The following is a 21,200-nucleotide window of genomic DNA, read 5'->3' as shown; positions in this document are numbered from 1 at the left end:
GCCCTTTTTTATCGAGCTGCTGAGAACGGCGCGCATTTTGGTGCTATCATGTCGTCCCTAGCAGTATCAAGGTAGTTTTTTTACTTATTGCCGCGCGCCAGCCGCCGCGGTTCGTTCTTTTAAGGAAATACCATGTCGACCCCAAATCAAAAAATCCGTATCCGTCTGAAAGCTTTCGACTACAAGCTGATCGACCAATCCGCTCTGGAAATCGTCGAAACCGCTAAGCGCACCGGCGCCGTGGTCAAGGGTCCAGTACCCCTGCCAACCCGCATCCAGCGTTTCGACGTTCTGCGTTCGCCACACGTCAACAAGACCTCGCGCGACCAGTTCGAGATCCGCACCCACCAGCGTCTGATGGACATCGTTGATCCTACCGACAAGACCGTCGACGCGCTGATGAAGCTGGACCTGCCAGCTGGTGTTGACGTCGAAATCAAACTGCAATAATCATTGCCGAACCGGCGGGGTGTCCCGCCGGTTCAAGAAGGGGCCGGGCCGGTTCGCATCGCGAACCCGCCCGGCCCCTTTTTTCATGGCGGCGCCGGTGCGGCGGGTCGTCCGTTCCAAAAAGCAACAGTATTTCTTCCAAATTAGAAAATATCGACAATATCAAGCTGAAAGTCTTTTATTTTCGGTAACGGTGTGAGACATTTCGGGGTTGCGTGAAAAACCAGGCTACTTTTACAACAAGAAGGCCTTGGCGAACACGCGGAACTTTTATATGAAAAATTCACCCGGGAGTAGTCTTGAGTCATTTACCTGTTTTGAAGAAAAGCGCCATCGCACTGGCATTGACGCTGGCGTTTTCGCCCTACGCCTCGGCGCAACAAGCGGCCGCCGGCGAGCAAAAAATCCAACGCATCGAGATCACCGGCAGTAGCATCAAGCGCACCGCCTCCGAGGCGGCCGGTTCGATCCAGATCCTCAGCCGCGGCGACATCGAGCGCACCGGCGAGCACACCGCCCTGGGCATCCTGATGTCGTCGAGCGCGATCAGCACCGACATCAGCTCGACCACCGCCAGCTCGGGCGGCTTCGCCACCGGCTCGTCCGGCGTCGGCATGCGCGGCCTGGGCAAGGTCGCCACCTTGGTGCTGGTCAACGGCCGCCGCATCGCCCCCTACGGCCTGTCCGACGGCGCGCAACAAAACTTCACCAACCTCGACGCCATCGCCGCCGAGGCCATCGAGCGCATCGAGATCCTGAAGGACGGCGCCTCCGCCATCTACGGCTCCGACGCCATCGCCGGCGTCATCAACATCATCCTGCGCAAGGACTTCGAGGGCGGCAAGGTGTCGGTCAACTACGAGGCCACCGACGGCTTCCAGGACCGCCGCAACCGCAGCGCCTCGGCCATCTACGGCTACGGCGACATCGACAAGCAGGGCTTCAACACCTACATCACCTTCGAGGGCTACAAGCGCGACGGCTACACCACCGGCGAGCTGGCCAACAGCATCCCGGCCTGGTACCGCAAGACGCCTAGCCACTCGACCTGGGACGCCAAGAGCGGCTACTCGCCGACCGGCAACTACTTCCGCAGCGCGACCAACATCGTCGCCGCGCCCGGCTGCCCGGCCGACCAGATCGACCCGGCCGACAAACAGTGCAAATTCGACGTCATCCCGTACACCGGCCTGAACACGAACAACAAGCGCTATGCCGCCGTCAGCAACACCCATTTCAAAATCGGCAAGGACATCGACGCCAATTTCGAGATCACCACCGCCGGCGCCACCAGCGAATACCTCGTTGCGCCGCTGCACACCAACCTGGGCGTCGCCACCACCACCAGCAACATCTGGTACAACGCCGTCGGCGGCAAGATGGTCGGCCCGTTCTTCTATCCGAAACTGCCGGTCGGCCACCCGAACAATCCATACAGCACGCCGACCGAGTTCCGCGCCCGCCTGATGGACACCGGCAACGGCTTCAACTTCAACCGCACCGAGTCGGACCAAACCCGCGCCATGCTGGCCTTGAACGGCTCGCTCGGCGACTTCGACTGGAAATCGGCGGTCGGCTACATGACCTCGTCGGCCAGCAAGTCGACCCGCGCCGCCAGCGCCAAAGGCTACACCGACGCGATCGTCAACGGCACCTACAAGTTCGGCCAGCAAAACGATCCGGCCCTGCTGGAGTCGATGTTCCCGGTCCGCACCACCGAGGGCAAGTCGACCATCTCCTTCTTCGACGCCACCGTCACGGGCGAAGTGGCGCAACTGCCGGCCGGTCCGCTGAGCATCGCGCTGGGCACCAACCTGCGTCGCGAATCCTACGAAATGAAGAGTTCGGACAACGTGCTCAACGGCGACCTGATCGGCATCTTCGGCCTGCAGGTCAAGGACCGCGTCAGCCAGTACGCCGTGTTCGGCGAAGCCACCATTCCGGTGATCAAGCGCGTCGAGCTGAGCGCCGCCCTGCGCGCCGACAAGACCAGCGGCACCGAGGCCCACCTCTCGCCTAAGCTGGGCCTGCGCGTCAACGCCACCGACTCGTTGTTGCTGCGCGCCACGGCCGCCGGCGGCTTCCGCGCGCCGAACATCGTCGAATCGGGCAACGGTCTGGGCCGTAGTTCGGTCTCCAACAAGGTGGAGGGCCCGCGCCGCTGCCCAACCGCCGCCGCGCTGAACAAGCTGGTGCAGGATTCGCCGAGCGCGACCACCAGCGACAAGCAACTGGCCAACACCTACCAGAGCAACGATTGCTCGGGCGCGCTGCCGGGCTTCGTCAAGTCGAACCCCGACCTGAAGCCGGAAACCTCGCGTTCGTACACGCTGGGCCTGGTGTTCGAGCCGATCAAGAGCCTGACCTTCGCACTCGACTACTACAACATCGAGCGCAAGAACGAAATCGGCACCCGCACCACCGTCGACATCCTGAAGGGCGAAGCTTCGCTGCCGGACGGCCAACTGCTGCGCGTCGACAACAGCGGCACCGACAACGAGTTCCTGGCGCTGGTCAAGAAGTACGCTCCGGGCAACACCACCAACTTCCAGGGCGTCGGCAAGCTGGGCCTGGTGTACAACCCGTATGTCAACTCCGGCAAGACGCGCGCTTCCGGCTTCGACTTCGACATCACCAGCCGCTTCACGCTGAAGGACATCGGCGACGTGAAGGTCAAGCTCGAGGGTGCCTACGCCCTGAACTACCAGAACTTCAGCGTCTCCGACAACGCCTACAGCGCTAGCACCGTCGGCAACTACGACGGCGAGGCGCGCCTGAACATGAAGTTGCGCAGCTCGCTGAAATCGGGCGACTTCGACAACAGCGTGACGGTCAACTACACCGGCGGCTATGCCAACAACAACGAGGCGTCGCCAACCTACTGCGTCACGCAGAAGGTTTCCGCCGAAAACATGTCGGCCTGCGAACGGGTGCGCAGCAACACCACGGTCGACTACAGCGTGACCTACTCGGGCATCAAGAACGTCAAGTTGAGCTTCTACATCAACAACTTGTTGCATCAGGATTCGCCGGTCGCCTGGCGTCGCACCGACTATCTGCTGCAGCCGCGCACCTTCGCGGCGAACGCGTCCTACTCGTTCTAATTCCCTGCAACTCGAGGGCTGAAAAACCAGGCACGCCGTGCCTGGTTTTTTTTTTGGTTCTTGCCGGTCCGCCGCGAAGAGCGTACCAATTTCGCAACCATCAACAATACCTATTTATTAAAAGTATTGTTTTGGTAATTCTCCTATGTTAACTTCATATGCCCATGCAGCTTTTGCCTGGACGCCGGCGTGCCGGTGCGCACGTCGAGCAGCGCTCCGGCAGCACCTGCAAGCAAGTCCACATCGTCAACTTTGGAGAGTCCGCAATGAAGATCAAGCCACTTTTGTTCATGTTCGCCCTCGGCCTCGGCAGCGCGACGGTGTATGCCGACACGCCACGGGAGCAATGCCTGGCCGATTGCAACAGGTCCTACGAGCGCTGCAACGGGCCGGTATCGGACGCTCCCGACCCTTGGTGCATCGAGCAGCTCACCTATTGCCAAGACGCCTGCGACGCCCTGTGATCGGTTCCGGCCGCGCGCGGTCGGCGTAGTAAATACGCAACTCGAATTCATATATCTTTACTAAAAGTATATTTTAGGTAATATTGATATGCCGATTTCATATAGGTAGGCGAAATCGGCGAGGGCAGGGCGGTTCCCGATCGGAGCGCGCCCTGATGTTCCCGCCGCGCGCCGCACCGGCACGCCCATCGGCGGTCTCACCATCGGAAACAAGGCCGAGTCGACATGTTGATCCAGAAACTGAAGCAAACCGTTTCCTATCTGCTGGTGCTTGGCGCCGGCCTCGGCGCCGGCTACGTCGCCGTGCACGCCCCACAATGGCTCAAATCGCCCTACACCGAGGGCAACTACGCCGCCTACTTCCCCGACGCCAAGACCCAGGTGGTGGTCTACGGCACCAAGCACTGCCCCTATTGCGCCAAGACACGCGACTTCCTGCGCGGCCAGAACATCGCCTTCGCCGACTTCGACATCGAGGACTCCAGCAAGGCCCGCGAGGAGTTCAAGCGCCTCGACGGCGAGGGCGTGCCCGTCATCCTGATCGGCAACCGCCGCATCGCCGGCTTCAACCAGGCCGCCATCGAGGACGCGCTCAAGCGCGCCAGCAAGCCCGGCGCCTGAGCCGCTAGAACACATCGCAACACCGCTGTGGCGGGCAGGGCGTGCGGACGGCGCGCCCGGCCTGTATCCGTCCGTCCGATTCGCCATCTGGAGACGCACCATGAAAGTGAAATTGTCGCTGTTCCTGTTCGCCCTTGGCCTGGGAGCTTCCGCCGCCAACGCCCGCCCGCCCAACTGGGAGTGCCTGCAGGGTTGCAACGCCGTCTACAAGTACTGCCTGAAGTCGCAGCCGAGCGAGGTCTGCGCCGCCGAGCGCCAACAGTGCCGGGAAGAGTGCATCGGCGCCGAATAGGCATCGCGGCGGCCGCCGCAGCGGCCGCCATTGTCCCTATGATTCGACCTTTTTAAGGACTACAAAAGATGAAAAAGGGAATTGCCTTGTTCCTGTTTGCGCTCGGCCTGGGTTGCTCGCTGGCCAACGCCGACCCGTACTGCCACTACCGATGCGACCTCAAGTACCAGGCTTGCCTGGCGAAGCAGCCGGGCAGCCTGGAATGCAAAGACGATTGGTACCAGTGCCGCGCCGACTGCTCCAACCATAACTGAGCGCTTCCTGGCGCCGCGCCGCCGCGTTCGAACCCACAATTGGAGAATGACCGATGAAGCTGAAACTGACCCTGTTTATGTTCGCCCTCGGCCTGGGCGGCTCGACCGCCACCGCCTACGCCGGCGGCAACTGGTGCCTGAACCAATGCCAGGCCGAATGGCGCTACTGCGTCAGCCACAACGGCGGCCCGCAGTGCAACGACACGCTGACCGCGTGCCGCCACTTCTGCTTGCGTGACGAGTAAGAGTAAGAGTAAGCCGGGGCCGGCGCGTGCGCGCCGGCCCATCACCCCGTTGTCTATCTCACTGACTTGGAGGAAGCACCATGAAAGCCAAACTGATGCTGTTTGTGTTCGCACTCGGCCTGGGCAGCGCGACCGTGTACGCCGAAACCCCGCAACACCAATGCCAAACCCAGTGCCAAAAGGCCTACAAGCGCTGCACCGGCGGCATCCTGACGCCGGAACCGAACGAGGCCTGCCTGCAGCAGCTTTCCGACTGCTTGGACACCTGCGAAGGCCTGTAGTCCGGCGCCGAGCGCAGCAACTGAAGGGACCGAAAAAATGAACAAGTTGAAGTTGTCGCTGTTCCTGTTCACCCTCGGCCTGGGCGCCTCTAGCGCCTACGCCAACGACCCGGTGTACGCCTGCTACAAGCAGTGCGCCGAGAACTACCGCCAGTGCGTCGGCTTCGGCACAGGCCTGCCGTGCCAGCAATGGCGCGAGGAGTGCGACGCCGGCTGTCCCGACATGGTGTAGCCGGCATCGTCGCAAGCAGCGTCGCCGCCGTGGCGCGGCATGGCGGCGCCGCAGTCGCCATCCGCGCAGCCACTTGGAGAGAAGATGAAATTGAAAATCCGTATGTTCCTGTTCGCGCTGGGCCTGGGCAGCTCGATGGCCTGGGCCCAGCCCAACCTGAACACCTGCCTGAACCAGTGCACCTACGACTACAACCAGTGCCGCGCCGACGGCCAGCCCTCGTGCGGCGCCATCCGCAGCGCCTGCGTGGGCGACTGCTACCGCCAGTAAGCCGGCGTCCGCTTCGCGGCGGCGACGTTTTGGAGCCGGGGCGGCGCCGCCGCCCCCTCCCGTCCGGGCGCCGTCGCGCGCCCGGTCCTACCCCCAGGAGACTGCAATGAAAACCAAATTGGCCCTGTTCCTCTTCGCCCTCGGACTGGGCAGCTCGATGGCCGTCGCCTCGACGCCCTGCACCTATCAGTGCGATGTGCAATACCGCTCCTGCCTGCAATACAGCAGCGCCGCTGAGTGCCGCGCCCTCAAGCTGGAGTGCTACGGCGAGTGCATGTAGCGGCTCCCGGCCCCGCGTCCGGCGCCCGCAGCGGGCCGGACGAGGGGCGCTCCCCGCGCCCCCCGCGGCGCGCCCGCGGCCGCGCCGCGCCTGCCTTTCCGCCCGATTCCCGCCGCCGCCGCCGCCCGCCCGCGCCGCCGCCACATACCCCGTATTAAGTTGTTGCGTCAAGACCCTTTTCGGGATACACTAGCCGGCTTCGGTATGGATTCGCCCTTTTTGAGTTCATACGTTACTTTGTAGTTAAACAAGCCCCGCCCAATCGCAGGTGGGAATGGAGAAAAAATGAGCCTAGGCCTCCTCGGTCGCAAGGTTGGTATGATGCGCATTTTCACGGACGAAGGGGATTCGATTCCTGTCACCGTGTTGGACGTGTCGAACAATCGTGTTGCGCAAATCAAAACTCCTGAAACAGACGGTTACTCCGCTGTTCAGGTCGCATTCGGTCAACGTCGCGCTTCCCGCGTGACCAAGGCTGTTGCTGGTCACCACGCCAAAGCTGGTGTTGAAGCCGGTACTCTGTTGAAAGAGTTCCGCGTCGACGCCACCAAGGCGGCAGAACTGAAAGCCGGCGATGTCGTTGCCGCTTCCCTGTTCGAAGTCGGCCAAAAGGTCGACGTCCAAGGCGTTACGATTGGTAAAGGTTACGCTGGCGTCATCAAGCGTTACCACTTCGGTTCCGGCCGCGCTACCCACGGTAACTCCCGTTCGCACAACGTTCCAGGCTCCATCGGTATGGCGCAAGATCCAGGTCGCGTTTTCCCTGGTAAGCGCATGACCGGTCACCTGGGTGACGTTAACCGTACGATCCAGAACCTCGTCATCGCTCGTATCGACGCCGACCGCCAGCTGCTGCTGGTCAAGGGTGCGATTCCAGGCGCGAAAAATGGCCAGGTCGTAGTGTCGCCAGCCGTCAAAACCAAAGCCAAGAAGGGAGCTTAAACGATGGAACTCAAGCTCTTGAACGCGCAAGGTCAAGCCGCCTCGAACGTTGCCGCCGCCGATACCATTTTCGGTCGTGACTACAACGAAGCGCTGATCCACCAAGTCGTCGTCGCCTACCAGGCGAACGCACGCGGTGGTAACCGCAAACAGAAAGACCGTGAAGAAGTTCACCACACGACGAAAAAGCCATGGCGCCAAAAAGGTACCGGCCGCGCTCGTGCTGGTATGTCGTCGTCGCCACTGTGGCGCGGCGGTGGTCGGATCTTCCCGAACTCGCCTGACGAAAACTTCACCCACAAAGTGAACAAAAAGATGTATCGCGCAGGTATCTGCTCGATCCTGTCCCAGCTGGCCCGCGAAGACCGTCTGACGATCATCGAAGATCTGACGATCGAAGCGCCAAAGACCAAGCTGCTGTCGCAAAAGCTGACCGGTATGGGTTTCGACTCCGTGCTGATCATCACCGACACGCTGGACGAGAACCTGCTGCTGGCATCGCGCAACCTGCCGAACGTGCTGGTTGTTGAACCACGTCACGCAGATCCAATGTCCCTGGTGTTCTACAAGAAGATCCTGGTCACCAAAGCTGCACTGGCTAAGATTGAGGAGATGCTGGCATGAGCGCGGTATTGAAATTTAGCGAAGAGCGCCTGATGAAGGTGCTGCTGGCTCCGGTCATTTCCGAAAAGGCCACCATGGTCGCGGAAAAGAACGAGCAGATCGTATTCCGTGTCACCAAGGATGCGACCAAGCCAGAAATCAAAGCAGCCGTTGAACTGTTGTTCAAGGTTGAGGTTCTGTCGGTTCAGACAGCCAACCGCCAAGGTAAACAGAAGCGCACCGGTGCCCACACCGGCCGTCGCAACCATACCAAACGCGCTTTCGTGTGCCTGAAGCCCGGCCAGGAAATCAACTTCTCCGAGGAGGCTAAATAATGGCACTCGTTAAGATGAAACCAACCTCGCCAGGCCGTCGTGGCATGGTAAAAGTGGTGAACCCAGATCTGTACAAAGGTCGTCCGTTCGCCGCTCTGGTTGAGAAAAAATCCAAAACTGCCGGCCGTAACAACAACGGCCACATCACCACCCGCCACATCGGCGGTGGTCATAAGCAGCACTATCGCCTGATCGACTTCAAGCGCCAGAAAGATGGTATTCCAGCGAAAGTGGAACGGATCGAATACGATCCTAACCGCACCGCGAACATCGCTCTGCTGTGCTACGCCGACGGCGAGCGCCAGTACATCATCGCCACCAAGGGCATGGCCGTTGGCGACAGCGTGATGAACGGTTCGGAAGCGCCTATCAAGTCGGGCAACTGCCTGCCGATCCGCAACATCCCGGTCGGCACCATCATGCACTGCGTCGAAATGCTGCCAGGTAAGGGTGCCCAGATGGCCCGTACCGCCGGCGCCGGCGTCGTCCTGATGGCCCGCGAAGGCACCTACGCTCAAGTGCGTCTGCGCTCGGGTGAAGTGCGTCGCGTGCACATCGAGTGCCGTGCCACCGTGGGTGAAGTCGGCAACGCCGAACACAGCCTGCGTAAAATCGGTAAGGCCGGCGCGATGCGCTGGCGCGGTGTTCGTCCTACCGTTCGCGGTGTGGTCATGAACCCGGTCGATCACCCGCACGGTGGTGGTGAAGGTAAAACAGCAGCTGGTCGTCATCCAGTTTCGCCTTGGGGCCAACAGACTAAGGGTAAGAAGACACGCCGTAACAAGCGTACTACTTCCATGATCGTCTCGCGCCGCGGCAAGAAATAAGGGGTAGCACATGACACGTTCATTGAAAAAAGGGCCGTTTTGTGACGCCCACCTGGTGAAAAAAGTCGAAGCCGCGCAAGCGATCAAAGACAAAAAGCCAATCAAAACCTGGTCCCGCCGTTCGACCATCATGCCTGACTTCATCGGCCTGACGATCGCTGTTCACAACGGCAAACTGCACGTTCCCGTGTACGTTTCCGAGAACATGGTTGGTCACAAGCTCGGCGAATTCGCGCTGACCCGCACGTTCAAGGGCCATGCCGCTGACAAGAAGGCGAAGAAATAATGGAAACCAAAGCTATCCTCAAAGGTGTGCGCTTGTCGGATCAAAAGGGTCGCCTCGTCGCTGACCTGATCCGCGGCAAGAAAGTTGACGCTGCGCTCAACATTCTGCAATTCAGCCCAAAAAAGGGCGCGACCATCATCAAGAAGGTTCTGGAGTCGGCTATCGCCAACGCCGAGCACAATGATGGCGCGGACATCGACGAACTGTTCGTGAAAACGATCTACGTCGAAAAGGGCCCGATCCTGAAGCGCTTTACTGCACGCGCTAAAGGCCGGGGTGATCGTATCTCGAAGCAATCCTGTCACATTTTCGTGACTGTCGGCAACTAAGGAGTCACGATGGGACAGAAGATACATCCAACAGGCTTCCGCCTTTCGGTTACCCGTAACTGGGCATCGCGTTGGTACGCTGGCAACGGTAATTTCGCTGCCATGCTCAACGAAGATCTGAAAGCACGCGCCTACCTGAAAACCAAACTGAAGAACGCTTCGGTTGGCCGCATCGTCATCGAGCGTCCTGCCAAGAACGCGCGCTTCACGATCTACAGCTCGCGTCCGGGCGTGGTCATCGGTAAAAAAGGCGAAGATATCGAAGTGCTGAAAGCAGCCCTGACCAAAATCATGGGTGTGCCGGTACACGTCAATATCGAAGAGATCCGCAAGCCGGAAATCGACTCGCAGCTGATCGCCGATTCGATCGCCCAACAGCTGGAAAAACGCATCATGTTCCGTCGCGCCATGAAACGCGCGATGCAGAACGCCATGCGTCTGGGTGCCCTGGGCATCAAGATCATGTCGTCGGGTCGTCTGAACGGTATCGAAATCGCTCGTAAAGAGTGGTATCGCGAAGGTCGCGTGCCTCTGCACACCCTGCGCGCCGATATCGACTACGGTACCAGCGAAGCGTCGACCACCTACGGCATCATCGGTGTCAAGGTGTGGGTGTACAAGGGTGACCGCGCGCCGAACGGCGACGCACCAGTCATCGACACCCCGCCGGACGAGAAGAAAAGCCGCGGTCCACGTCGTGACGACGGCAAACCAGCTGGCCGTCCGCGTCCAGCCGGCGCCGGTGCGAAACCAACCACAGCACCAGGTGCACGTGTGCGTACCGCCGCTAAACCGGCCGTCGTTGCTGCGCCAGCTGAGAAAGCAGGAGAATAATCATGCTGCAACCAGCACGCAGAAAGTATCGTAAAGAGCAGAAAGGCCGTAACACCGGTATTTCGCACAGCCGCGGCACCGCCGTGTCGTTCGGCGAATTCGGTCTGAAAGCTGTTGCCCGTGGTCGTATCACGGCACGCCAAATCGAGGCAGCACGTCGCGCCATGACCCGTCACATCAAGCGTGGCGGTCGTATCTGGATCCGCGTGTTCCCGGACAAGCCAATCTCGAACAAGCCTGCCGAAGTCCGTATGGGTAACGGTAAGGGTAATCCAGAGTACTACGTCGCTGAAATCCAGCCAGGCAAAGTCCTGTACGAGATGGACGGCGTGGACGAAGCGCTGGCACGGGAAGCTTTCCGTCTTGCCGCCGCTAAACTGCCACTGGCCACGACCTTCGTCGTGCGTCAAGTTGGCCAATAATTGGAGTTGAATTATGAAAGCAACTGAACTCCGCGGCAAAGACCAGGCAGCTCTGCAAAAAGAGTTGAATGACCTGTTGAAGGCACAGTTCGGCATGCGTATGCAAATCGCTACGCAGCAGCTGAGCAACACTTCGCAGCTCAAGAAGGTACGCCGCGACATCGCGCGTGTAAAGACGGTAATGAACATCAAGGAAGCCAAATGACCGAACCAGTGAAAAAGCCGCTCAAGCGCACGCTGATCGGTAAAGTGGTGTCCGACAAGATGGACAAGACCGTTACCGTTCTGATCGAACGTCACGTCAAGCATCCTTTGTACGGCAAGATCATCATGCGCTCGAACAAGTACCACGCGCATGACGAAACCAACCAGGTCAAAGCCGGTGACACGGTCGAGATCCAGGAAGGTCGCCCGATCTCCAAAACGAAGGCATGGACCGTGACTCGTGTGGTGCAAGCCGCACAAATCGTTTAATTAGGAAAACCCCGCTCCGGCAACGGCGCGGGGTGTTTTTAATTAGTTCTTGCAAGCCCGCAAATTGTATGTAATACTTGCGGGCTTCGTTCATGTAACGCCGCAAAGTGTCTGGTCACAGACGGTAGCACCAGCGGTCAGTGCAGTACGAAGGTCAAGCACCCAAACAGCGGGGCCCCACGGGCGCCACTGGCGGGACCAAGACTGACCGCGGGTCTACATTGTGTGGATTCTTCGGCTTAAGTTGGGAAAGAGAATACTATGATTCAAACTGAAAGCCGGCTCGAAGTGGCTGACAATACCGGTGCCAAAGAAGTCATGTGCATCAAGGTATTGGGCGGCTCCAAGCGCCGTTATGCTGGCATCGGCGACGTGATCAAGGTAACCGTTAAGGTTGCTGCGCCACGTGGCCGTGTCAAAAAAGGTGAAATTTATAACGCCGTGGTTGTGCGCACCGCTAAAGGTGTTCGCCGCCAAGACGGTTCCCTGGTGAAGTTCGACAGCAACGCTGCTGTTCTGCTCAACGCCAAGCTGGAACCGATCGGTACCCGTATTTTTGGACCAGTCACGCGCGAACTGCGCACTGAAAAGTTCATGAAGATCGTGTCCCTGGCACCGGAAGTCCTGTAAGGAGTCGTAATGGATAAGATTCGTAAAAACGACGAAGTCATCGTTCTGACCGGGAAAGATAAGGGCAAACGTGGCGTGGTACAGCAGCGTATCGATGCTGAGCACGTCGTGGTTGAAGGCATCAACGTCGCCAAAAAAGCGACCAAGCCTAACCCAATGACTGGCGTTCAAGGTGGTATCGTCGACAAGACAATGCCGATTCACGTGTCCAACGTTGCATTGTTCAATGCAGCGTCTGGCAAGGCAGACCGTGTTGGTTTCAAAGAAGTGGACGGCAAAAAAGTCCGCGTCTTTAAATCGTCCGGCGAAGTAGTGAAGGCTTAAGAAATCATGGCACGTCTCCAAGAGTTCTATAAAGATAAAGTCGTTGCCGACCTGACCACGAAATTTGGTTACAAGTCGGTAATGGAAGTTCCACGTCTGACCAAGATCACCCTGAACATGGGTGTTGGTGAGGCTATCGCCGACAAGAAGTCCTTGAGCACGCTGTTGGCGATCTGACCAAGATCGCCGGCCAGAAGCCAGTGACCACCAAGTCGCGTAAAGCAATCGCGGGTTTCAAAATCCGTGAAGGCTATCCGATCGGTACCATGGTCACCCTGCGCGGCGCTCGCATGTACGAGTTCCTGGATCGCTTCATCACCGTGGCCCTGCCGCGCGTGCGCGATTTCCGTGGTGTGTCCGGTCGTTCGTTCGACGGTCGTGGCAACTACAACATCGGTGTCAAGGAACAGATCATCTTCCCTGAGATCGAGTACGACAAGATTGATGCGCTGCGTGGTATGAACATTTCGATCACCACCACCGCCAAGACCGACGACGAAGCGAAAGCACTCCTCGCCGCCTTTAAATTCCCGTTCAGAAACTGAGATCATGGCAAAACTCGCACTGATTAATCGTGAGCAGAAACGTGTCGACCTGGCAAACAAGTTTGCCGGCAAGCGCGCTTCGCTGAAGGCCATCATTGATGACCAGTCGAAGTCGGAAGAAGAGCGTTACGAAGCTCGCCTGAAACTGCAGGCGCTGCCACGTAACTCCGCTCCGACTCGCCAGCGTAACCGCTGCGCCATCACCGGTCGTCCTCGCGGCACATTCCGTAAATTCGGTCTGGGTCGTATCAAGCTCCGTGAATTCGCCATGCGTGGTGAGATCCCGGGTATGACTAAAGCAAGCTGGTAATAGGAGAATATGCAATGAGTATGAGCGATCCTATCGCCGATATGCTGACCCGCATTCGTAACGCCCAGGGCGTGCAAAAAACGACCGTGGCCATGCCATCGTCGAAAGTCAAAATTGCGATTGCCAACGTCCTGAAGGACGAGGGTTACATTGAAGATTTCGCCGTCGCCGAAGCTGGTGGCAAGGCGGAACTGAAGATCGGTTTGAAGTATTATGTTGGCCGTCCCGTCATCGAGCGCCTTGAGCGCGTGTCCCGTCCGGGCCTGCGCGTCTACAAGGGCAAAGACGAGATCCCTACTGTGATGAATGGCTTGGGTGTGGCGATCGTGTCGACTCCGCAAGGCGTCATGACTGACCGCAAAGCACGCGCTACCGGTGTCGGCGGCGAAGTTATTTGCTACGTCGCATAAGGAGTTACACATGTCTCGAGTAGCTAAAATGCCAATCGCTGTGCCAGCTGGCGCCGAAGTCGCCATCTCCGCACAAGCGATCACCGTCAAGGGCCCGCTGGGCGTCCTGACCCAGAGCCTGAACGGTCTGGTGACGGTAGAAAACAACGCAGGAACCCTCAATTTCGCCCCGGCCAATGACAGCCGCGAAGCCAATGCCATGTCCGGCACGCTGCGCGCCCTGGTCAACAACATGGTCACCGGCGTCACCAAGGGTTTCGAGAAAAAGCTGAACCTGGTTGGTGTGGGTTACAAGGCGCAAGCACAAGGCGACAAGCTGAATCTGTCCCTGGGCTTCTCGCACCCTGTCGTCCACGCGATGCCAACCGGCGTGACCTGCGCCACCGCGACGCCGACCGAAATCCTGATCAAGGGTATCGATCGCCAGCAGGTGGGCCAAGTCGCCGCCGAAGTTCGCGCTTACCGCTCCCCTGAGCCATACAAGGGCAAGGGCGTTCGCTATGCGGACGAAGTGGTTAAGCTTAAAGAAACCAAGAAGAAGTAATTAGGGGCTGACGATGGATAAGAAAGAATCACGGCTTCGCCGCGGACGCCAAACGCGCATCAAGATCGCGGAACTGAAAGTAAATCGCCTGTCGGTGCACCGCACCAACCTGCACATTTACGCGAACCTGATCAGCCCGGACGCTAAAGTTCTGGTGTCGGCATCGACCGCTGAAGTCGAAGTGCGTACCGAACTGGCAGGCAAGTCCGGCAAGGGTGGCAACGCCGCCGCCGCCGCACTGGTCGGCAAGCGCGTCGCTGAGAAAGCTTTGAAAGCAGGAATCACCGAAGTCGCGTTTGACCGCTCCGGTTTCCGTTACCACGGCCGAGTGAAGGCGCTGGCAGAAGCCGCGCGTGAAGCCGGTCTGAAGTTCTAAGGAACGATCATGGCAAAAATGCAAGCAAAAATGCAATCCGACAAGCCGGATGATGGCATGCGCGAAAAAATGATCGCGATCAACCGCGTGACCAAAGTGGTCAAGGGTGGTCGTATCATGGGTTTCGCCGCGCTGACCGTAGTTGGTGACGGCGATGGCCGCATCGGCATGGGCAAGGGCAAGTCGAAGGAAGTACCGGTTGGTGTGCAGAAGGCAATGGAAGAAGCCCGTCGCAACCTGATCAAGGTACCCCTGAAGAACGGCACCCTGCATCACACCGTCTACGGCCGTCACGGCGCGTCGAAAGTGATGATGAACCCGGCTAAGCCAGGTACTGGCGTCATCGCCGGCGGCGCTATGCGCGCAATCTTCGAAGTAATGGGCGTGACGGACGTGGTGGCGAAATCCACCGGCTCGTCGAACCCTTACAACCTGGTTCGTGCCACGCTCGACGGTCTGTCGAAAATGAGCACTGCATCCGACATCGCCGCCAAGCGCGGCAAGTCGGTTGAAGACATCCTGGGCTAAGGTGGACATCATGACAAAAACAGTCAAAGTACAATTGGTCAAGGGCTTGATCGGCACGCGTGAAGACCACCGTGCCACCGTACGCGGCCTGGGTCTGCGTCGTGTTAACTCGGTTGCCGAGTTGCAGGACACCCCATCCGTGCGCGGCATGATCAACAAAGTCTCGTACCTCGTTAAAGTAGTCGCGTAAGCCTTCGGGCTTACCAACGGAGAAATCATGGAACTGAATACCATTCAACCAGCTGACGGCGCCAAGCACTACAAGCGTCGCGTCGGCCGCGGTATCGGCTCCGGTCTGGGTAAAACCTCGGGCCGTGGTCACAAGGGTCAAAAATCGCGTTCGGGCGGCTTCCACAAAGTCGGTTTCGAAGGCGGTCAGATGCCTCTGCAACGCCGCTTGCCTAAGCGTGGTTTCAAATCGCTCAACGCGACCTTCAAAGCTGAAGTGCGCCTGTCCGATCTGAACAATCTGGCGGTCGGCGATGTCGACATCCTGGTGCTCAAGCAAGCTGGCGTGCTCAGCGTGCTGGCCCGCGACGTGCGCGTCATTCTGTCCGGCGAGATCACCAAAGCGGTGAACCTCAAAGGCCTGAAAGTGACCGCTGGCGCGAAGGCAGCCATCGAAGCAGCCGGCGGCTCGGTAGCCTGAGTTGACCGCTAACAGCTTGATCGGAGCGAAAATTGGCGACTAATCCACAACTTGCTAAAAGTGCAGCGGCCGGCTTCCCCTGGGGACGGCTGTGGTTCTTGCTTGGCGCATTGGTGGTTTATCGTATCGGCGCTCACGTCCCGGTTCCCGGGATCGATCCGGTACAATTAGCCGCGCTGTTCAAGTCGCAAGAGGGCGGTTTCCTGGGCATGTTCAACATGTTCAGTGGCGGCGCCCTCTCGCGCTTCGCAGTGTTTGCGCTGGGTATCACGCCTTACATCTCGGCCTCGATCATCATGCAATTGCTGTCGATCGTCTCGCCGCAGATGGAAGCGCTCAAAAAAGAAGGCGAAGCAGGCCGGCGCAAGATCACCCAGTACACCCGGTATTTCACGGTGGCACTGGCGACCTTCCAAGCGCTCGGCATCGCAGTCGCACTGGAATCGCAAGCTGGCCTGGTGCTGGACCCCGGTCTGGCATTCCGTTTCGTGACGGTCGTGACGCTGTTGACCGGCACCATGTTCCTGATGTGGTTGGGTGAGCAGATTACCGAGCGCGGCTTGGGTAACGGCATCTCGATCATCATCTTCGCCGGTATCGCCGCCGGTCTGCCGAGTGCCCTGGGTAGCTTGTTCGCCCAGGTCAGCAACGGTGCGATCGGCAGCTTCTCGGCGATCATCATCGTGGCCTTGGTGGCGTTGGTGACGTTCGTCGTGGTGTTTGTCGAACGCGGTCAGCGCAAGATTCTGGTGAACTATGCGAAACGCCAGGTAGGTAACAAGATTTACGGTGGACAGACGTCCCACCTGCCATTGAAGTTGAATATGGCCGGTGTGATCCCACCGATCTTCGCTTCGTCGATTATCTTGTTCCCGACCACGATCCTGGACTGGTTCTCGAAGGGCGCCGACCAGGCCAACCCGGCGATCCGGTTCTTGAAAGATTTGGCAGCATCGATGGGGCCAGGCGAGCCTATCCACGCACTGTTGTACGCCATCGCCATCGTGTTCTTCTGCTTCTTCTACACCGCTTTGGTGTTCAACAGCAAGGAAACGGCGGATAACTTGAAGAAGAGCGGGGCCTTCGTGCCAGGGATTCGTCCCGGTGAGCAGACAGCCCGTTACATCGACAAGATCCTCACGCGATTGACGCTGGCAGGCGCCATCTACATCACTTTGGTGTGTTTGTTGCCGGAATTTATGCAAGCCCAGTGGAAGGTACCGTTCTATTTTGGTGGTACTTCTCTGTTGATTATTGTAGTTGTCACCATGGACTTCATGGCGCAGGTACAGAACTACGTGATGTCGCAGCAATATGAATCGCTGCTGCGCAAAGCAAACTTCAAGGGCGGAATTCCGACGCGATAAGCGCTGGTAAACATACCGAATGGCAAAAGACGACGTCATACAGATGCAGGGCGAGATTCTTGAGAATCTCCCGAATGCAACATTTCGAGTGAAGCTGGAGAACGGGCACGTGGTGCTCGGCCATATTTCGGGTAAAATGCGGATGAACTATATCCGCATTCTTCCTGGCGACAAGGTGACGGTAGAACTGACACCTTACGATTTGAGCCGAGCCCGTATCGTGTTCCGGACCAAGTAAATAGATAATCGAACTTAAGAGAGAGCAAAATGAAAGTTAACGCCTCAGTCAAGCGGATCTGCCGCAACTGCAAGATCATCAAGCGCAAAGGCGTCGTTCGCGTAATCTGCGTCGAACCGCGTCACAAGCAGCGTCAAGGTTAATAACCGTTATTTATCGAGGAATAACGAATGGCACGTATTGCAGGGGTTAATATCCCCAATCATCAGCACACCGTAATCGGCCTGACGGCCATCTACGGCGTAGGCCGCCCACGCGCACAGTTCATCTGCGCCGCGACGGGCATTGCGACCGACAAAAAGGTCAAAGATCTGGATGACAACGAACTGGAAAAGCTCCGCGATGAAGTAGCAAAATTCATCGTCGAAGGCGACCTGCGTCGTGAAATCTCGATGAACATCAAGCGTTTGATGGACCTGGGTTGCTACCGTGGTATGCGTCACCGTAAGGGCCTGCCGGTCCGCGGCCAGCGTACTCGCACCAATGCACGTACTCGCAAGGGTCCGCGCAAAGCCGCACAATCGCTCAAGAAATAATCTAGGGAAATCACATGGCTAAGCAACAAAGCAGCGCAGCAGCAGCGCGCGTCCGCAAAAAGGTTAAGAAGAACGTCGCCGAAGGTATCGCGCACGTTCACGCTTCCTTCAACAACACCATCATCACCATCACCGACCGTCAGGGCAATGCCCTGTCGTGGGCGACCTCCGGTGGCGCTGGCTTCAAGGGTTCGCGTAAATCGACCCCGTTCGCAGCGCAGGTTGCGGCCGAAGCAGCTGGTAAAGTCGCAGTGGAATGCGGCGTGAAGAACCTGGAAGTGCGTATCGAGGGGGGCCTGGTCCTGGTCGCGAATCCGCGGTGCGCGCACTGAACAACCTGGGCATCAAGATCACCGAGATCCAGGACGTTACCCCAGTACCGCACAACGGCTGCCGTCCTCCGAAGCGTCGTCGTATCTAATACGCAGTCGGCGGCGGGTTCGCTCGCCCGCCTTCTGCCGTAGGGATCGACCCGTTTCAGGCGTGGCACCCGGTGCCATGCACAAGTCGTAGAAAAAAATCGCTGGAGCAGGCAGCCGGAAACGGTTATACTGCCCGGCTATTGACGCCTGCCGAACTGTTTGGCGGGTTTTTCGTTTTTAGCCACCGTCTGGCCGAGTAGGGACCAGACTAGCGCCTAACCGCATCAGCATGGTTTCCATGTGTGTGGCTGGGGCGTTATTATTCAAACAAAGGAAACATCGTGGCACGTTATATCGGACCTAAAGCAAAACTTTCCCGTCGTGAAGGCACTGACCTGTTCCTGAAGAGCGCACGTCGCTCGCTCGACAGCAAGTGCAAACTGGACGTCAAACCAGGCCAGCACGGCGTTAAATCCGGCGCCCGCACCTCGGACTACGGCAACCAACTGCGCGAAAAACAAAAAGTCAAGCGCATGTACGGCGTGCTGGAACGTCAGTTCCGCCGCTACTTCGCCGAAGCGGACCGTCGTAAAGGCAACACCGGCGAAACGCTGTTGAAGTTGCTGGAAACCCGTCTGGACAACGTTGCATACCGCATGGGCTTCGGCTCGACCCGCGCTGAAGCGCGTCAGCTGGTATCGCACAAAGCGTTCACCGTCAACGGTATCGTTGTCAACATCGCTTCGTACGCCGTCAAAATCGGCGACGTCATCGCCGTCCGCGAAAAGTCGAAAAAGCAAGTGCGTATCGTTGAAGCACTGTCGCTGGCTGAACAAGTCGGCATGCCTAGCTGGGTTTCGGTTGATGCCAAGAAAATGGAAGGCACCTTCAAGTCCCTGCCAGAGCGCAACGAAATCTGCAACGACGTCAACGAATCGCTGATCGTCGAACTGTACTCGCGTTAATCGCAGTCGGTAAGATCCCCGCCCACTCCCCGGAGTGGGCGTTTTCACTAATGCCATCAGCCTTATCGGCGTAACGAGCCGAGGGTATTGAAAAGGACATTTCATGCAAAACAGTTTGTTGAAGCCACGTATTATCGATGTAGAGGCGCTCGGCGCCGGCCACGCTAAAGTAGTGATGGAGCCGTTCGAACGCGGCTATGGCCATACATTGGGTAATGCGCTGCGCCGCGTCCTGCTGTCGTCGATGGTGGGCTACGCGCCGACCGAAGTGACGATCGCCGGTGTTGTACACGAATACTCGTCGCTCGACGGCGTGCAAGAAGACGTCGTCGATCTGCTGCTGAACCTGAAGGGCGTGGTCTTCAAAGTCCACAACCGTGACTCCGTCACCCTGACCCTGAAAAAGGAAGGCGAAGGCGCCATCCTGGCATCCGATATCGATCTGCCACACGATGTGGAACTGATCAACCCGGACCACGTGATCGCCCACCTGACCGCCGGCGGTAAGCTGGACATGCAGATCAAGGTCGAAAAAGGCCGTGGCTATGTGCCGGGCAACGTCCGCCGCCTGTCGGAAGACACCAACAAGACCATCGGCCGCATCATTCTGGACGCCTCGTTCTCGCCGGTGCGCCGCGTCTCGTACTTCGTCGAGTCGGCCCGCGTCGAACAGCGTACCGATCTGGACAAGCTGATCATCAACATTGAAACCAATGGTGTGATCTCGCCGGAAGAAGCGATCCGTCAATCGGCCCGCGTGCTGGTCGACCAACTGAACGTGTTCGCCGCCCTGGAAGGCACGGAAGCGGCCGCCGAAGCGCCATCGCGCGCCCCGCTGGTCGATCCTATCCTGCTGCGTCCGGTCGACGACCTGGAACTGACCGTGCGTTCGGCCAACTGCCTGAAAGCCGAAAACATCTACTACATCGGCGACCTGATCCAGCGTTCGGAAAACGAGCTGCTGAAGACGCCGAACCTGGGCCGCAAGTCCCTGAACGAAATCAAGGAAGTGCTGGCGTCGCGCGGCCTGACCTTGGGCATGAAACTCGAAAACTGGCCGCCAGCCGGTTTGGAGAAGTAATCGCTGCAAAGCATTTGTTGTACCGTAGTAAAGCAGTAATGCAGTAACACTGTCCGGGACAGGTGTCCCGGACTTTATGTTGTATTTAACCTGTTTATTGAACCGGTCCGCGACCATGCACGACGTGCATGGTTGATCGAAGAACTGGAATAAAACCAACCGAAAGGAATTACCATGCGTCACCGTCACGGCCTTCGTAAGCTGAATCGTACCTCGTCCCACCGCCTCGCCATGCTGCGCAACATGATGGTTTCCCTGCTGCGTCACGAAGCAATCAAAACCACCCTGCCAAAAGCCAAAGAACTGCGTCGCGTGGTCGAGCCAATGCTGACCCTGGGCAAGACCGACACCCTGGCCAACAAGCGTCTGGCCTTCTCCCGCCTGCGCGACCGCGAAATCGTTCTGAAACTGTTCGCCGATCTGGGCCCACGTTACGCCAACCGTAACGGCGGCTACCTGCGCATCCTGAAAATGGGTTTCCGTGTTGGCGACAACGCTCCAATGGCTTACGTTGAGCTGCTGGACCGTCCTGAAGTCACCGAAATGGACGACGCTCCAACCGCTGAGTAATCTCGGCCGTTAGTAAGCGAAAAAAAGCCAGGCTGAGCCTGGCTTTTTTTTATGCCCGGCGCGGAAATCCAGACATTTCATCAAGGAATCGCGCCGCCGCGCCGCCTATACTGGTGGGGCCCGTGGCCATGTCGGACCTCGGCCCGGGGCACTGTCGAGCTCGTGTCCGAATGCCGGGCCCGGCGCGGGATGGCTGGCGGATGGCTTAAGGCTGGCCTCA

At 58.5% G+C, this 21,200-nt stretch carries 37 protein-coding genes and 2 pseudogenes; all 39 read left to right on the top strand.

What is annotated here, in order from left to right:
* Window positions 1-132: 132 nt before the first annotated feature.
* Window positions 133-450, top strand: a complete 318-nt coding sequence (gene rpsJ, locus QC826_RS27370) for a 30S ribosomal protein S10 (RefSeq protein WP_038497056.1) — start codon at window positions 133-135, stop codon at window positions 448-450.
* A gap of 299 nt (window positions 451-749) precedes the next feature.
* Window positions 750-3,554: a TonB-dependent receptor plug domain-containing protein gene (locus QC826_RS27365; RefSeq protein WP_279763252.1), complete on the top strand. Its 2,805-nt coding sequence runs from the start codon at window positions 750-752 to the stop codon at window positions 3,552-3,554.
* Between the two features lie 266 nt (window positions 3,555-3,820).
* Window positions 3,821-4,018, top strand: coding sequence for a hypothetical protein (locus QC826_RS27360; RefSeq protein ID WP_279763251.1), 198 nt, complete (start codon window positions 3,821-3,823; stop codon window positions 4,016-4,018).
* Window positions 4,019-4,243: 225 nt separating this feature from the next.
* The gene (locus QC826_RS27355) at window positions 4,244-4,639 is read left to right on the top strand and encodes a glutaredoxin family protein (RefSeq protein WP_279763250.1); all 396 of its coding nucleotides are present in this window, start codon (window positions 4,244-4,246) and stop codon (window positions 4,637-4,639) included.
* Window positions 4,640-4,739: 100 nt separating this feature from the next.
* A complete protein-coding gene (locus QC826_RS27350) occupies window positions 4,740-4,931 on the top strand; it encodes a hypothetical protein (protein ID WP_093390439.1) in 192 nt (63 codons plus the stop codon).
* A gap of 68 nt (window positions 4,932-4,999) precedes the next feature.
* Entirely contained in the window at window positions 5,000-5,185 is a 186-nt protein-coding gene (locus QC826_RS27345) for a hypothetical protein (protein ID WP_279763249.1), read from the top strand.
* A gap of 53 nt (window positions 5,186-5,238) precedes the next feature.
* Window positions 5,239-5,430 (top strand): hypothetical protein, encoded by a 192-nt coding sequence (locus tag QC826_RS27340; RefSeq protein WP_279763248.1) that lies wholly within the window; start codon window positions 5,239-5,241, stop codon window positions 5,428-5,430.
* Between the two features lie 80 nt (window positions 5,431-5,510).
* On the top strand, window positions 5,511-5,711 hold the full coding sequence (locus tag QC826_RS27335; RefSeq protein ID WP_093390441.1) for a hypothetical protein: 201 nt from the start codon (window positions 5,511-5,513) through the stop codon (window positions 5,709-5,711).
* 37 nt (window positions 5,712-5,748) lie between these two features.
* Window positions 5,749-5,943, top strand: a complete 195-nt coding sequence (locus QC826_RS27330) for a hypothetical protein (protein WP_093390442.1) — start codon at window positions 5,749-5,751, stop codon at window positions 5,941-5,943.
* Window positions 5,944-6,027: 84 nt separating this feature from the next.
* Window positions 6,028-6,213: a hypothetical protein gene (locus QC826_RS27325; protein WP_279763246.1), complete on the top strand. Its 186-nt coding sequence runs from the start codon at window positions 6,028-6,030 to the stop codon at window positions 6,211-6,213.
* 106 nt (window positions 6,214-6,319) lie between these two features.
* Window positions 6,320-6,493: a hypothetical protein gene (locus QC826_RS27320; protein WP_279763245.1), complete on the top strand. Its 174-nt coding sequence runs from the start codon at window positions 6,320-6,322 to the stop codon at window positions 6,491-6,493.
* A gap of 285 nt (window positions 6,494-6,778) precedes the next feature.
* Window positions 6,779-7,435, top strand: coding sequence for a 50S ribosomal protein L3 (gene rplC / locus QC826_RS27315; protein WP_093390444.1), 657 nt, complete (start codon window positions 6,779-6,781; stop codon window positions 7,433-7,435).
* Between the two features lie 3 nt (window positions 7,436-7,438).
* Entirely contained in the window at window positions 7,439-8,059 is a 621-nt protein-coding gene (gene rplD, locus QC826_RS27310) for a 50S ribosomal protein L4 (protein WP_093390445.1), read from the top strand.
* Window positions 8,056-8,373 carry a 50S ribosomal protein L23 gene (gene rplW / locus QC826_RS27305; protein ID WP_093390446.1) on the top strand — a complete coding sequence of 106 codons (318 nt, stop codon included), beginning with the start codon at window positions 8,056-8,058 and terminating at the stop codon, window positions 8,371-8,373. The genes rplD and rplW overlap by 4 nt, the downstream gene beginning before the upstream one ends.
* Window positions 8,373-9,200 carry a 50S ribosomal protein L2 gene (gene rplB / locus QC826_RS27300; RefSeq protein WP_093390447.1) on the top strand — a complete coding sequence of 276 codons (828 nt, stop codon included), beginning with the start codon at window positions 8,373-8,375 and terminating at the stop codon, window positions 9,198-9,200. Before rplW ends, rplB begins: the two co-directional genes overlap by 1 nt.
* Before the next feature lie 10 nt (window positions 9,201-9,210).
* Window positions 9,211-9,486 carry a 30S ribosomal protein S19 gene (rpsS, locus tag QC826_RS27295; protein WP_026133139.1) on the top strand — a complete coding sequence of 92 codons (276 nt, stop codon included), beginning with the start codon at window positions 9,211-9,213 and terminating at the stop codon, window positions 9,484-9,486.
* On the top strand, window positions 9,483-9,815 hold the full coding sequence (gene rplV, locus QC826_RS27290; protein WP_174900687.1) for a 50S ribosomal protein L22: 333 nt from the start codon (window positions 9,483-9,485) through the stop codon (window positions 9,813-9,815). The genes rpsS and rplV overlap by 4 nt, the downstream gene beginning before the upstream one ends.
* Before the next feature lie 9 nt (window positions 9,816-9,824).
* Complete coding sequence (gene rpsC, locus QC826_RS27285) at window positions 9,825-10,649, top strand: 30S ribosomal protein S3 (RefSeq protein ID WP_093390449.1); 825 nt, start codon at window positions 9,825-9,827, stop codon at window positions 10,647-10,649.
* A gap of 2 nt (window positions 10,650-10,651) precedes the next feature.
* Window positions 10,652-11,071 (top strand): 50S ribosomal protein L16, encoded by a 420-nt coding sequence (gene rplP / locus QC826_RS27280; RefSeq protein ID WP_093390450.1) that lies wholly within the window; start codon window positions 10,652-10,654, stop codon window positions 11,069-11,071.
* A gap of 13 nt (window positions 11,072-11,084) precedes the next feature.
* Window positions 11,085-11,276 (top strand): 50S ribosomal protein L29, encoded by a 192-nt coding sequence (gene rpmC / locus QC826_RS27275; RefSeq protein WP_093390451.1) that lies wholly within the window; start codon window positions 11,085-11,087, stop codon window positions 11,274-11,276.
* Window positions 11,273-11,545, top strand: coding sequence for a 30S ribosomal protein S17 (gene rpsQ, locus QC826_RS27270; protein WP_093390452.1), 273 nt, complete (start codon window positions 11,273-11,275; stop codon window positions 11,543-11,545). Before rpmC ends, rpsQ begins: the two co-directional genes overlap by 4 nt.
* 261 nt (window positions 11,546-11,806) lie before the next feature.
* Complete coding sequence (gene rplN / locus QC826_RS27265) at window positions 11,807-12,175, top strand: 50S ribosomal protein L14 (RefSeq protein WP_093390453.1); 369 nt, start codon at window positions 11,807-11,809, stop codon at window positions 12,173-12,175.
* A 9-nt stretch (window positions 12,176-12,184) separates the two neighbouring features.
* Window positions 12,185-12,499, top strand: coding sequence for a 50S ribosomal protein L24 (gene rplX, locus QC826_RS27260; RefSeq protein WP_093390454.1), 315 nt, complete (start codon window positions 12,185-12,187; stop codon window positions 12,497-12,499).
* A gap of 6 nt (window positions 12,500-12,505) precedes the next feature.
* Window positions 12,506-13,044: pseudogene (gene rplE, locus QC826_RS27255) on the top strand (50S ribosomal protein L5).
* Window positions 13,045-13,048: 4 nt separating this feature from the next.
* Window positions 13,049-13,354, top strand: a complete 306-nt coding sequence (rpsN, locus tag QC826_RS27250) for a 30S ribosomal protein S14 (protein ID WP_093390456.1) — start codon at window positions 13,049-13,051, stop codon at window positions 13,352-13,354.
* A gap of 14 nt (window positions 13,355-13,368) precedes the next feature.
* Complete coding sequence (gene rpsH, locus QC826_RS27245; protein WP_008444325.1) at window positions 13,369-13,764, top strand: 30S ribosomal protein S8; 396 nt, start codon at window positions 13,369-13,371, stop codon at window positions 13,762-13,764.
* 10 nt (window positions 13,765-13,774) lie between these two features.
* Complete coding sequence (gene rplF, locus QC826_RS27240; RefSeq protein ID WP_093390457.1) at window positions 13,775-14,308, top strand: 50S ribosomal protein L6; 534 nt, start codon at window positions 13,775-13,777, stop codon at window positions 14,306-14,308.
* 13 nt (window positions 14,309-14,321) lie between these two features.
* Entirely contained in the window at window positions 14,322-14,684 is a 363-nt protein-coding gene (rplR, locus tag QC826_RS27235) for a 50S ribosomal protein L18 (protein ID WP_093390458.1), read from the top strand.
* 9 nt (window positions 14,685-14,693) lie between these two features.
* Window positions 14,694-15,212, top strand: coding sequence for a 30S ribosomal protein S5 (gene rpsE, locus QC826_RS27230; RefSeq protein ID WP_093390459.1), 519 nt, complete (start codon window positions 14,694-14,696; stop codon window positions 15,210-15,212).
* 10 nt (window positions 15,213-15,222) lie between these two features.
* Window positions 15,223-15,402 (top strand): 50S ribosomal protein L30, encoded by a 180-nt coding sequence (gene rpmD / locus QC826_RS27225; RefSeq protein WP_217429967.1) that lies wholly within the window; start codon window positions 15,223-15,225, stop codon window positions 15,400-15,402.
* Window positions 15,403-15,429: 27 nt separating this feature from the next.
* Complete coding sequence (rplO, locus tag QC826_RS27220; RefSeq protein ID WP_008444334.1) at window positions 15,430-15,861, top strand: 50S ribosomal protein L15; 432 nt, start codon at window positions 15,430-15,432, stop codon at window positions 15,859-15,861.
* 32 nt (window positions 15,862-15,893) lie between these two features.
* Window positions 15,894-17,228 carry a preprotein translocase subunit SecY gene (gene secY, locus QC826_RS27215; protein WP_093390460.1) on the top strand — a complete coding sequence of 445 codons (1,335 nt, stop codon included), beginning with the start codon at window positions 15,894-15,896 and terminating at the stop codon, window positions 17,226-17,228.
* A gap of 19 nt (window positions 17,229-17,247) precedes the next feature.
* Window positions 17,248-17,466, top strand: a complete 219-nt coding sequence (infA, locus tag QC826_RS27210) for a translation initiation factor IF-1 (RefSeq protein ID WP_005663428.1) — start codon at window positions 17,248-17,250, stop codon at window positions 17,464-17,466.
* Window positions 17,467-17,495: 29 nt separating this feature from the next.
* A complete protein-coding gene (gene rpmJ / locus QC826_RS27205) occupies window positions 17,496-17,609 on the top strand; it encodes a 50S ribosomal protein L36 (RefSeq protein WP_005663407.1) in 114 nt (37 codons plus the stop codon).
* A gap of 27 nt (window positions 17,610-17,636) precedes the next feature.
* The gene (gene rpsM, locus QC826_RS27200) at window positions 17,637-18,002 is read left to right on the top strand and encodes a 30S ribosomal protein S13 (RefSeq protein WP_093390461.1); all 366 of its coding nucleotides are present in this window, start codon (window positions 17,637-17,639) and stop codon (window positions 18,000-18,002) included.
* 14 nt (window positions 18,003-18,016) lie between these two features.
* A pseudogene (gene rpsK / locus QC826_RS27195) lies at window positions 18,017-18,423 on the top strand (30S ribosomal protein S11).
* Between the two features lie 282 nt (window positions 18,424-18,705).
* Entirely contained in the window at window positions 18,706-19,329 is a 624-nt protein-coding gene (rpsD, locus tag QC826_RS27190; RefSeq protein ID WP_093390462.1) for a 30S ribosomal protein S4, read from the top strand.
* Between the two features lie 103 nt (window positions 19,330-19,432).
* Complete coding sequence (locus QC826_RS27185) at window positions 19,433-20,410, top strand: DNA-directed RNA polymerase subunit alpha (protein ID WP_008444343.1); 978 nt, start codon at window positions 19,433-19,435, stop codon at window positions 20,408-20,410.
* A 174-nt stretch (window positions 20,411-20,584) separates the two neighbouring features.
* The gene (gene rplQ / locus QC826_RS27180; protein ID WP_093390463.1) at window positions 20,585-20,980 is read left to right on the top strand and encodes a 50S ribosomal protein L17; all 396 of its coding nucleotides are present in this window, start codon (window positions 20,585-20,587) and stop codon (window positions 20,978-20,980) included.
* The last annotated feature ends 220 nt before the right edge of the window (window positions 20,981-21,200 follow it).

The sequence above is a fragment of the Rugamonas sp. DEMB1 genome, from assembly GCF_029834475.1.
GTDB classification, from domain to species: Bacteria; Pseudomonadota; Gammaproteobacteria; order Burkholderiales; family Burkholderiaceae_D; genus Rugamonas; species Rugamonas rubra.
The sequence above is the reverse complement of the archived record's forward strand: the minus strand, read 5'-3'. Positions and strand labels throughout refer to the sequence as shown.

What these genes read in the sequence shown, in the direction of transcription:
- rpsC (WP_093390449.1), top strand. Translation starts at nt 9,825, where the DNA reads ATGGGACAGAAGATACATCCAACAGGCTTCCGCCTTTCGGTTACCCGT.
- rpsQ (WP_093390452.1), top strand. Translation starts at nt 11,273, where the DNA reads ATGACCGAACCAGTGAAAAAGCCGCTCAAGCGCACGCTGATCGGTAAA.
- rplC (WP_093390444.1), top strand. Translation starts at nt 6,779, where the DNA reads ATGAGCCTAGGCCTCCTCGGTCGCAAGGTTGGTATGATGCGCATTTTC.
- QC826_RS27360 (WP_279763251.1), top strand. Translation starts at nt 3,821, where the DNA reads ATGAAGATCAAGCCACTTTTGTTCATGTTCGCCCTCGGCCTCGGCAGC.
- rplW (WP_093390446.1), top strand. Translation starts at nt 8,056, where the DNA reads ATGAGCGCGGTATTGAAATTTAGCGAAGAGCGCCTGATGAAGGTGCTG.
- rplQ (WP_093390463.1), top strand. Translation starts at nt 20,585, where the DNA reads ATGCGTCACCGTCACGGCCTTCGTAAGCTGAATCGTACCTCGTCCCAC.
- QC826_RS27330 (WP_093390442.1), top strand. Translation starts at nt 5,749, where the DNA reads ATGAACAAGTTGAAGTTGTCGCTGTTCCTGTTCACCCTCGGCCTGGGC.
- rplB (WP_093390447.1), top strand. Translation starts at nt 8,373, where the DNA reads ATGGCACTCGTTAAGATGAAACCAACCTCGCCAGGCCGTCGTGGCATG.
- QC826_RS27350 (WP_093390439.1), top strand. Translation starts at nt 4,740, where the DNA reads ATGAAAGTGAAATTGTCGCTGTTCCTGTTCGCCCTTGGCCTGGGAGCT.
- rpsN (WP_093390456.1), top strand. Translation starts at nt 13,049, where the DNA reads ATGGCAAAACTCGCACTGATTAATCGTGAGCAGAAACGTGTCGACCTG.
- rpsJ (WP_038497056.1), top strand. Translation starts at nt 133, where the DNA reads ATGTCGACCCCAAATCAAAAAATCCGTATCCGTCTGAAAGCTTTCGAC.
- rpmC (WP_093390451.1), top strand. Translation starts at nt 11,085, where the DNA reads ATGAAAGCAACTGAACTCCGCGGCAAAGACCAGGCAGCTCTGCAAAAA.
- rpsM (WP_093390461.1), top strand. Translation starts at nt 17,637, where the DNA reads ATGGCACGTATTGCAGGGGTTAATATCCCCAATCATCAGCACACCGTA.
- rpmD (WP_217429967.1), top strand. Translation starts at nt 15,223, where the DNA reads ATGACAAAAACAGTCAAAGTACAATTGGTCAAGGGCTTGATCGGCACG.
- rpsE (WP_093390459.1), top strand. Translation starts at nt 14,694, where the DNA reads ATGGCAAAAATGCAAGCAAAAATGCAATCCGACAAGCCGGATGATGGC.
- rplO (WP_008444334.1), top strand. Translation starts at nt 15,430, where the DNA reads ATGGAACTGAATACCATTCAACCAGCTGACGGCGCCAAGCACTACAAG.
- rplD (WP_093390445.1), top strand. Translation starts at nt 7,439, where the DNA reads ATGGAACTCAAGCTCTTGAACGCGCAAGGTCAAGCCGCCTCGAACGTT.
- QC826_RS27325 (WP_279763246.1), top strand. Translation starts at nt 6,028, where the DNA reads ATGAAATTGAAAATCCGTATGTTCCTGTTCGCGCTGGGCCTGGGCAGC.
- QC826_RS27355 (WP_279763250.1), top strand. Translation starts at nt 4,244, where the DNA reads ATGTTGATCCAGAAACTGAAGCAAACCGTTTCCTATCTGCTGGTGCTT.
- infA (WP_005663428.1), top strand. Translation starts at nt 17,248, where the DNA reads ATGGCAAAAGACGACGTCATACAGATGCAGGGCGAGATTCTTGAGAAT.
- rplP (WP_093390450.1), top strand. Translation starts at nt 10,652, where the DNA reads ATGCTGCAACCAGCACGCAGAAAGTATCGTAAAGAGCAGAAAGGCCGT.
- rplF (WP_093390457.1), top strand. Translation starts at nt 13,775, where the DNA reads ATGTCTCGAGTAGCTAAAATGCCAATCGCTGTGCCAGCTGGCGCCGAA.
- rplX (WP_093390454.1), top strand. Translation starts at nt 12,185, where the DNA reads ATGGATAAGATTCGTAAAAACGACGAAGTCATCGTTCTGACCGGGAAA.
- QC826_RS27335 (WP_093390441.1), top strand. Translation starts at nt 5,511, where the DNA reads ATGAAAGCCAAACTGATGCTGTTTGTGTTCGCACTCGGCCTGGGCAGC.
- rplR (WP_093390458.1), top strand. Translation starts at nt 14,322, where the DNA reads ATGGATAAGAAAGAATCACGGCTTCGCCGCGGACGCCAAACGCGCATC.
- QC826_RS27345 (WP_279763249.1), top strand. Translation starts at nt 5,000, where the DNA reads ATGAAAAAGGGAATTGCCTTGTTCCTGTTTGCGCTCGGCCTGGGTTGC.
- rplN (WP_093390453.1), top strand. Translation starts at nt 11,807, where the DNA reads ATGATTCAAACTGAAAGCCGGCTCGAAGTGGCTGACAATACCGGTGCC.
- rpsS (WP_026133139.1), top strand. Translation starts at nt 9,211, where the DNA reads ATGACACGTTCATTGAAAAAAGGGCCGTTTTGTGACGCCCACCTGGTG.
- QC826_RS27320 (WP_279763245.1), top strand. Translation starts at nt 6,320, where the DNA reads ATGAAAACCAAATTGGCCCTGTTCCTCTTCGCCCTCGGACTGGGCAGC.
- rpsH (WP_008444325.1), top strand. Translation starts at nt 13,369, where the DNA reads ATGAGTATGAGCGATCCTATCGCCGATATGCTGACCCGCATTCGTAAC.
- rpmJ (WP_005663407.1), top strand. Translation starts at nt 17,496, where the DNA reads ATGAAAGTTAACGCCTCAGTCAAGCGGATCTGCCGCAACTGCAAGATC.
- QC826_RS27340 (WP_279763248.1), top strand. Translation starts at nt 5,239, where the DNA reads ATGAAGCTGAAACTGACCCTGTTTATGTTCGCCCTCGGCCTGGGCGGC.
- QC826_RS27185 (WP_008444343.1), top strand. Translation starts at nt 19,433, where the DNA reads ATGCAAAACAGTTTGTTGAAGCCACGTATTATCGATGTAGAGGCGCTC.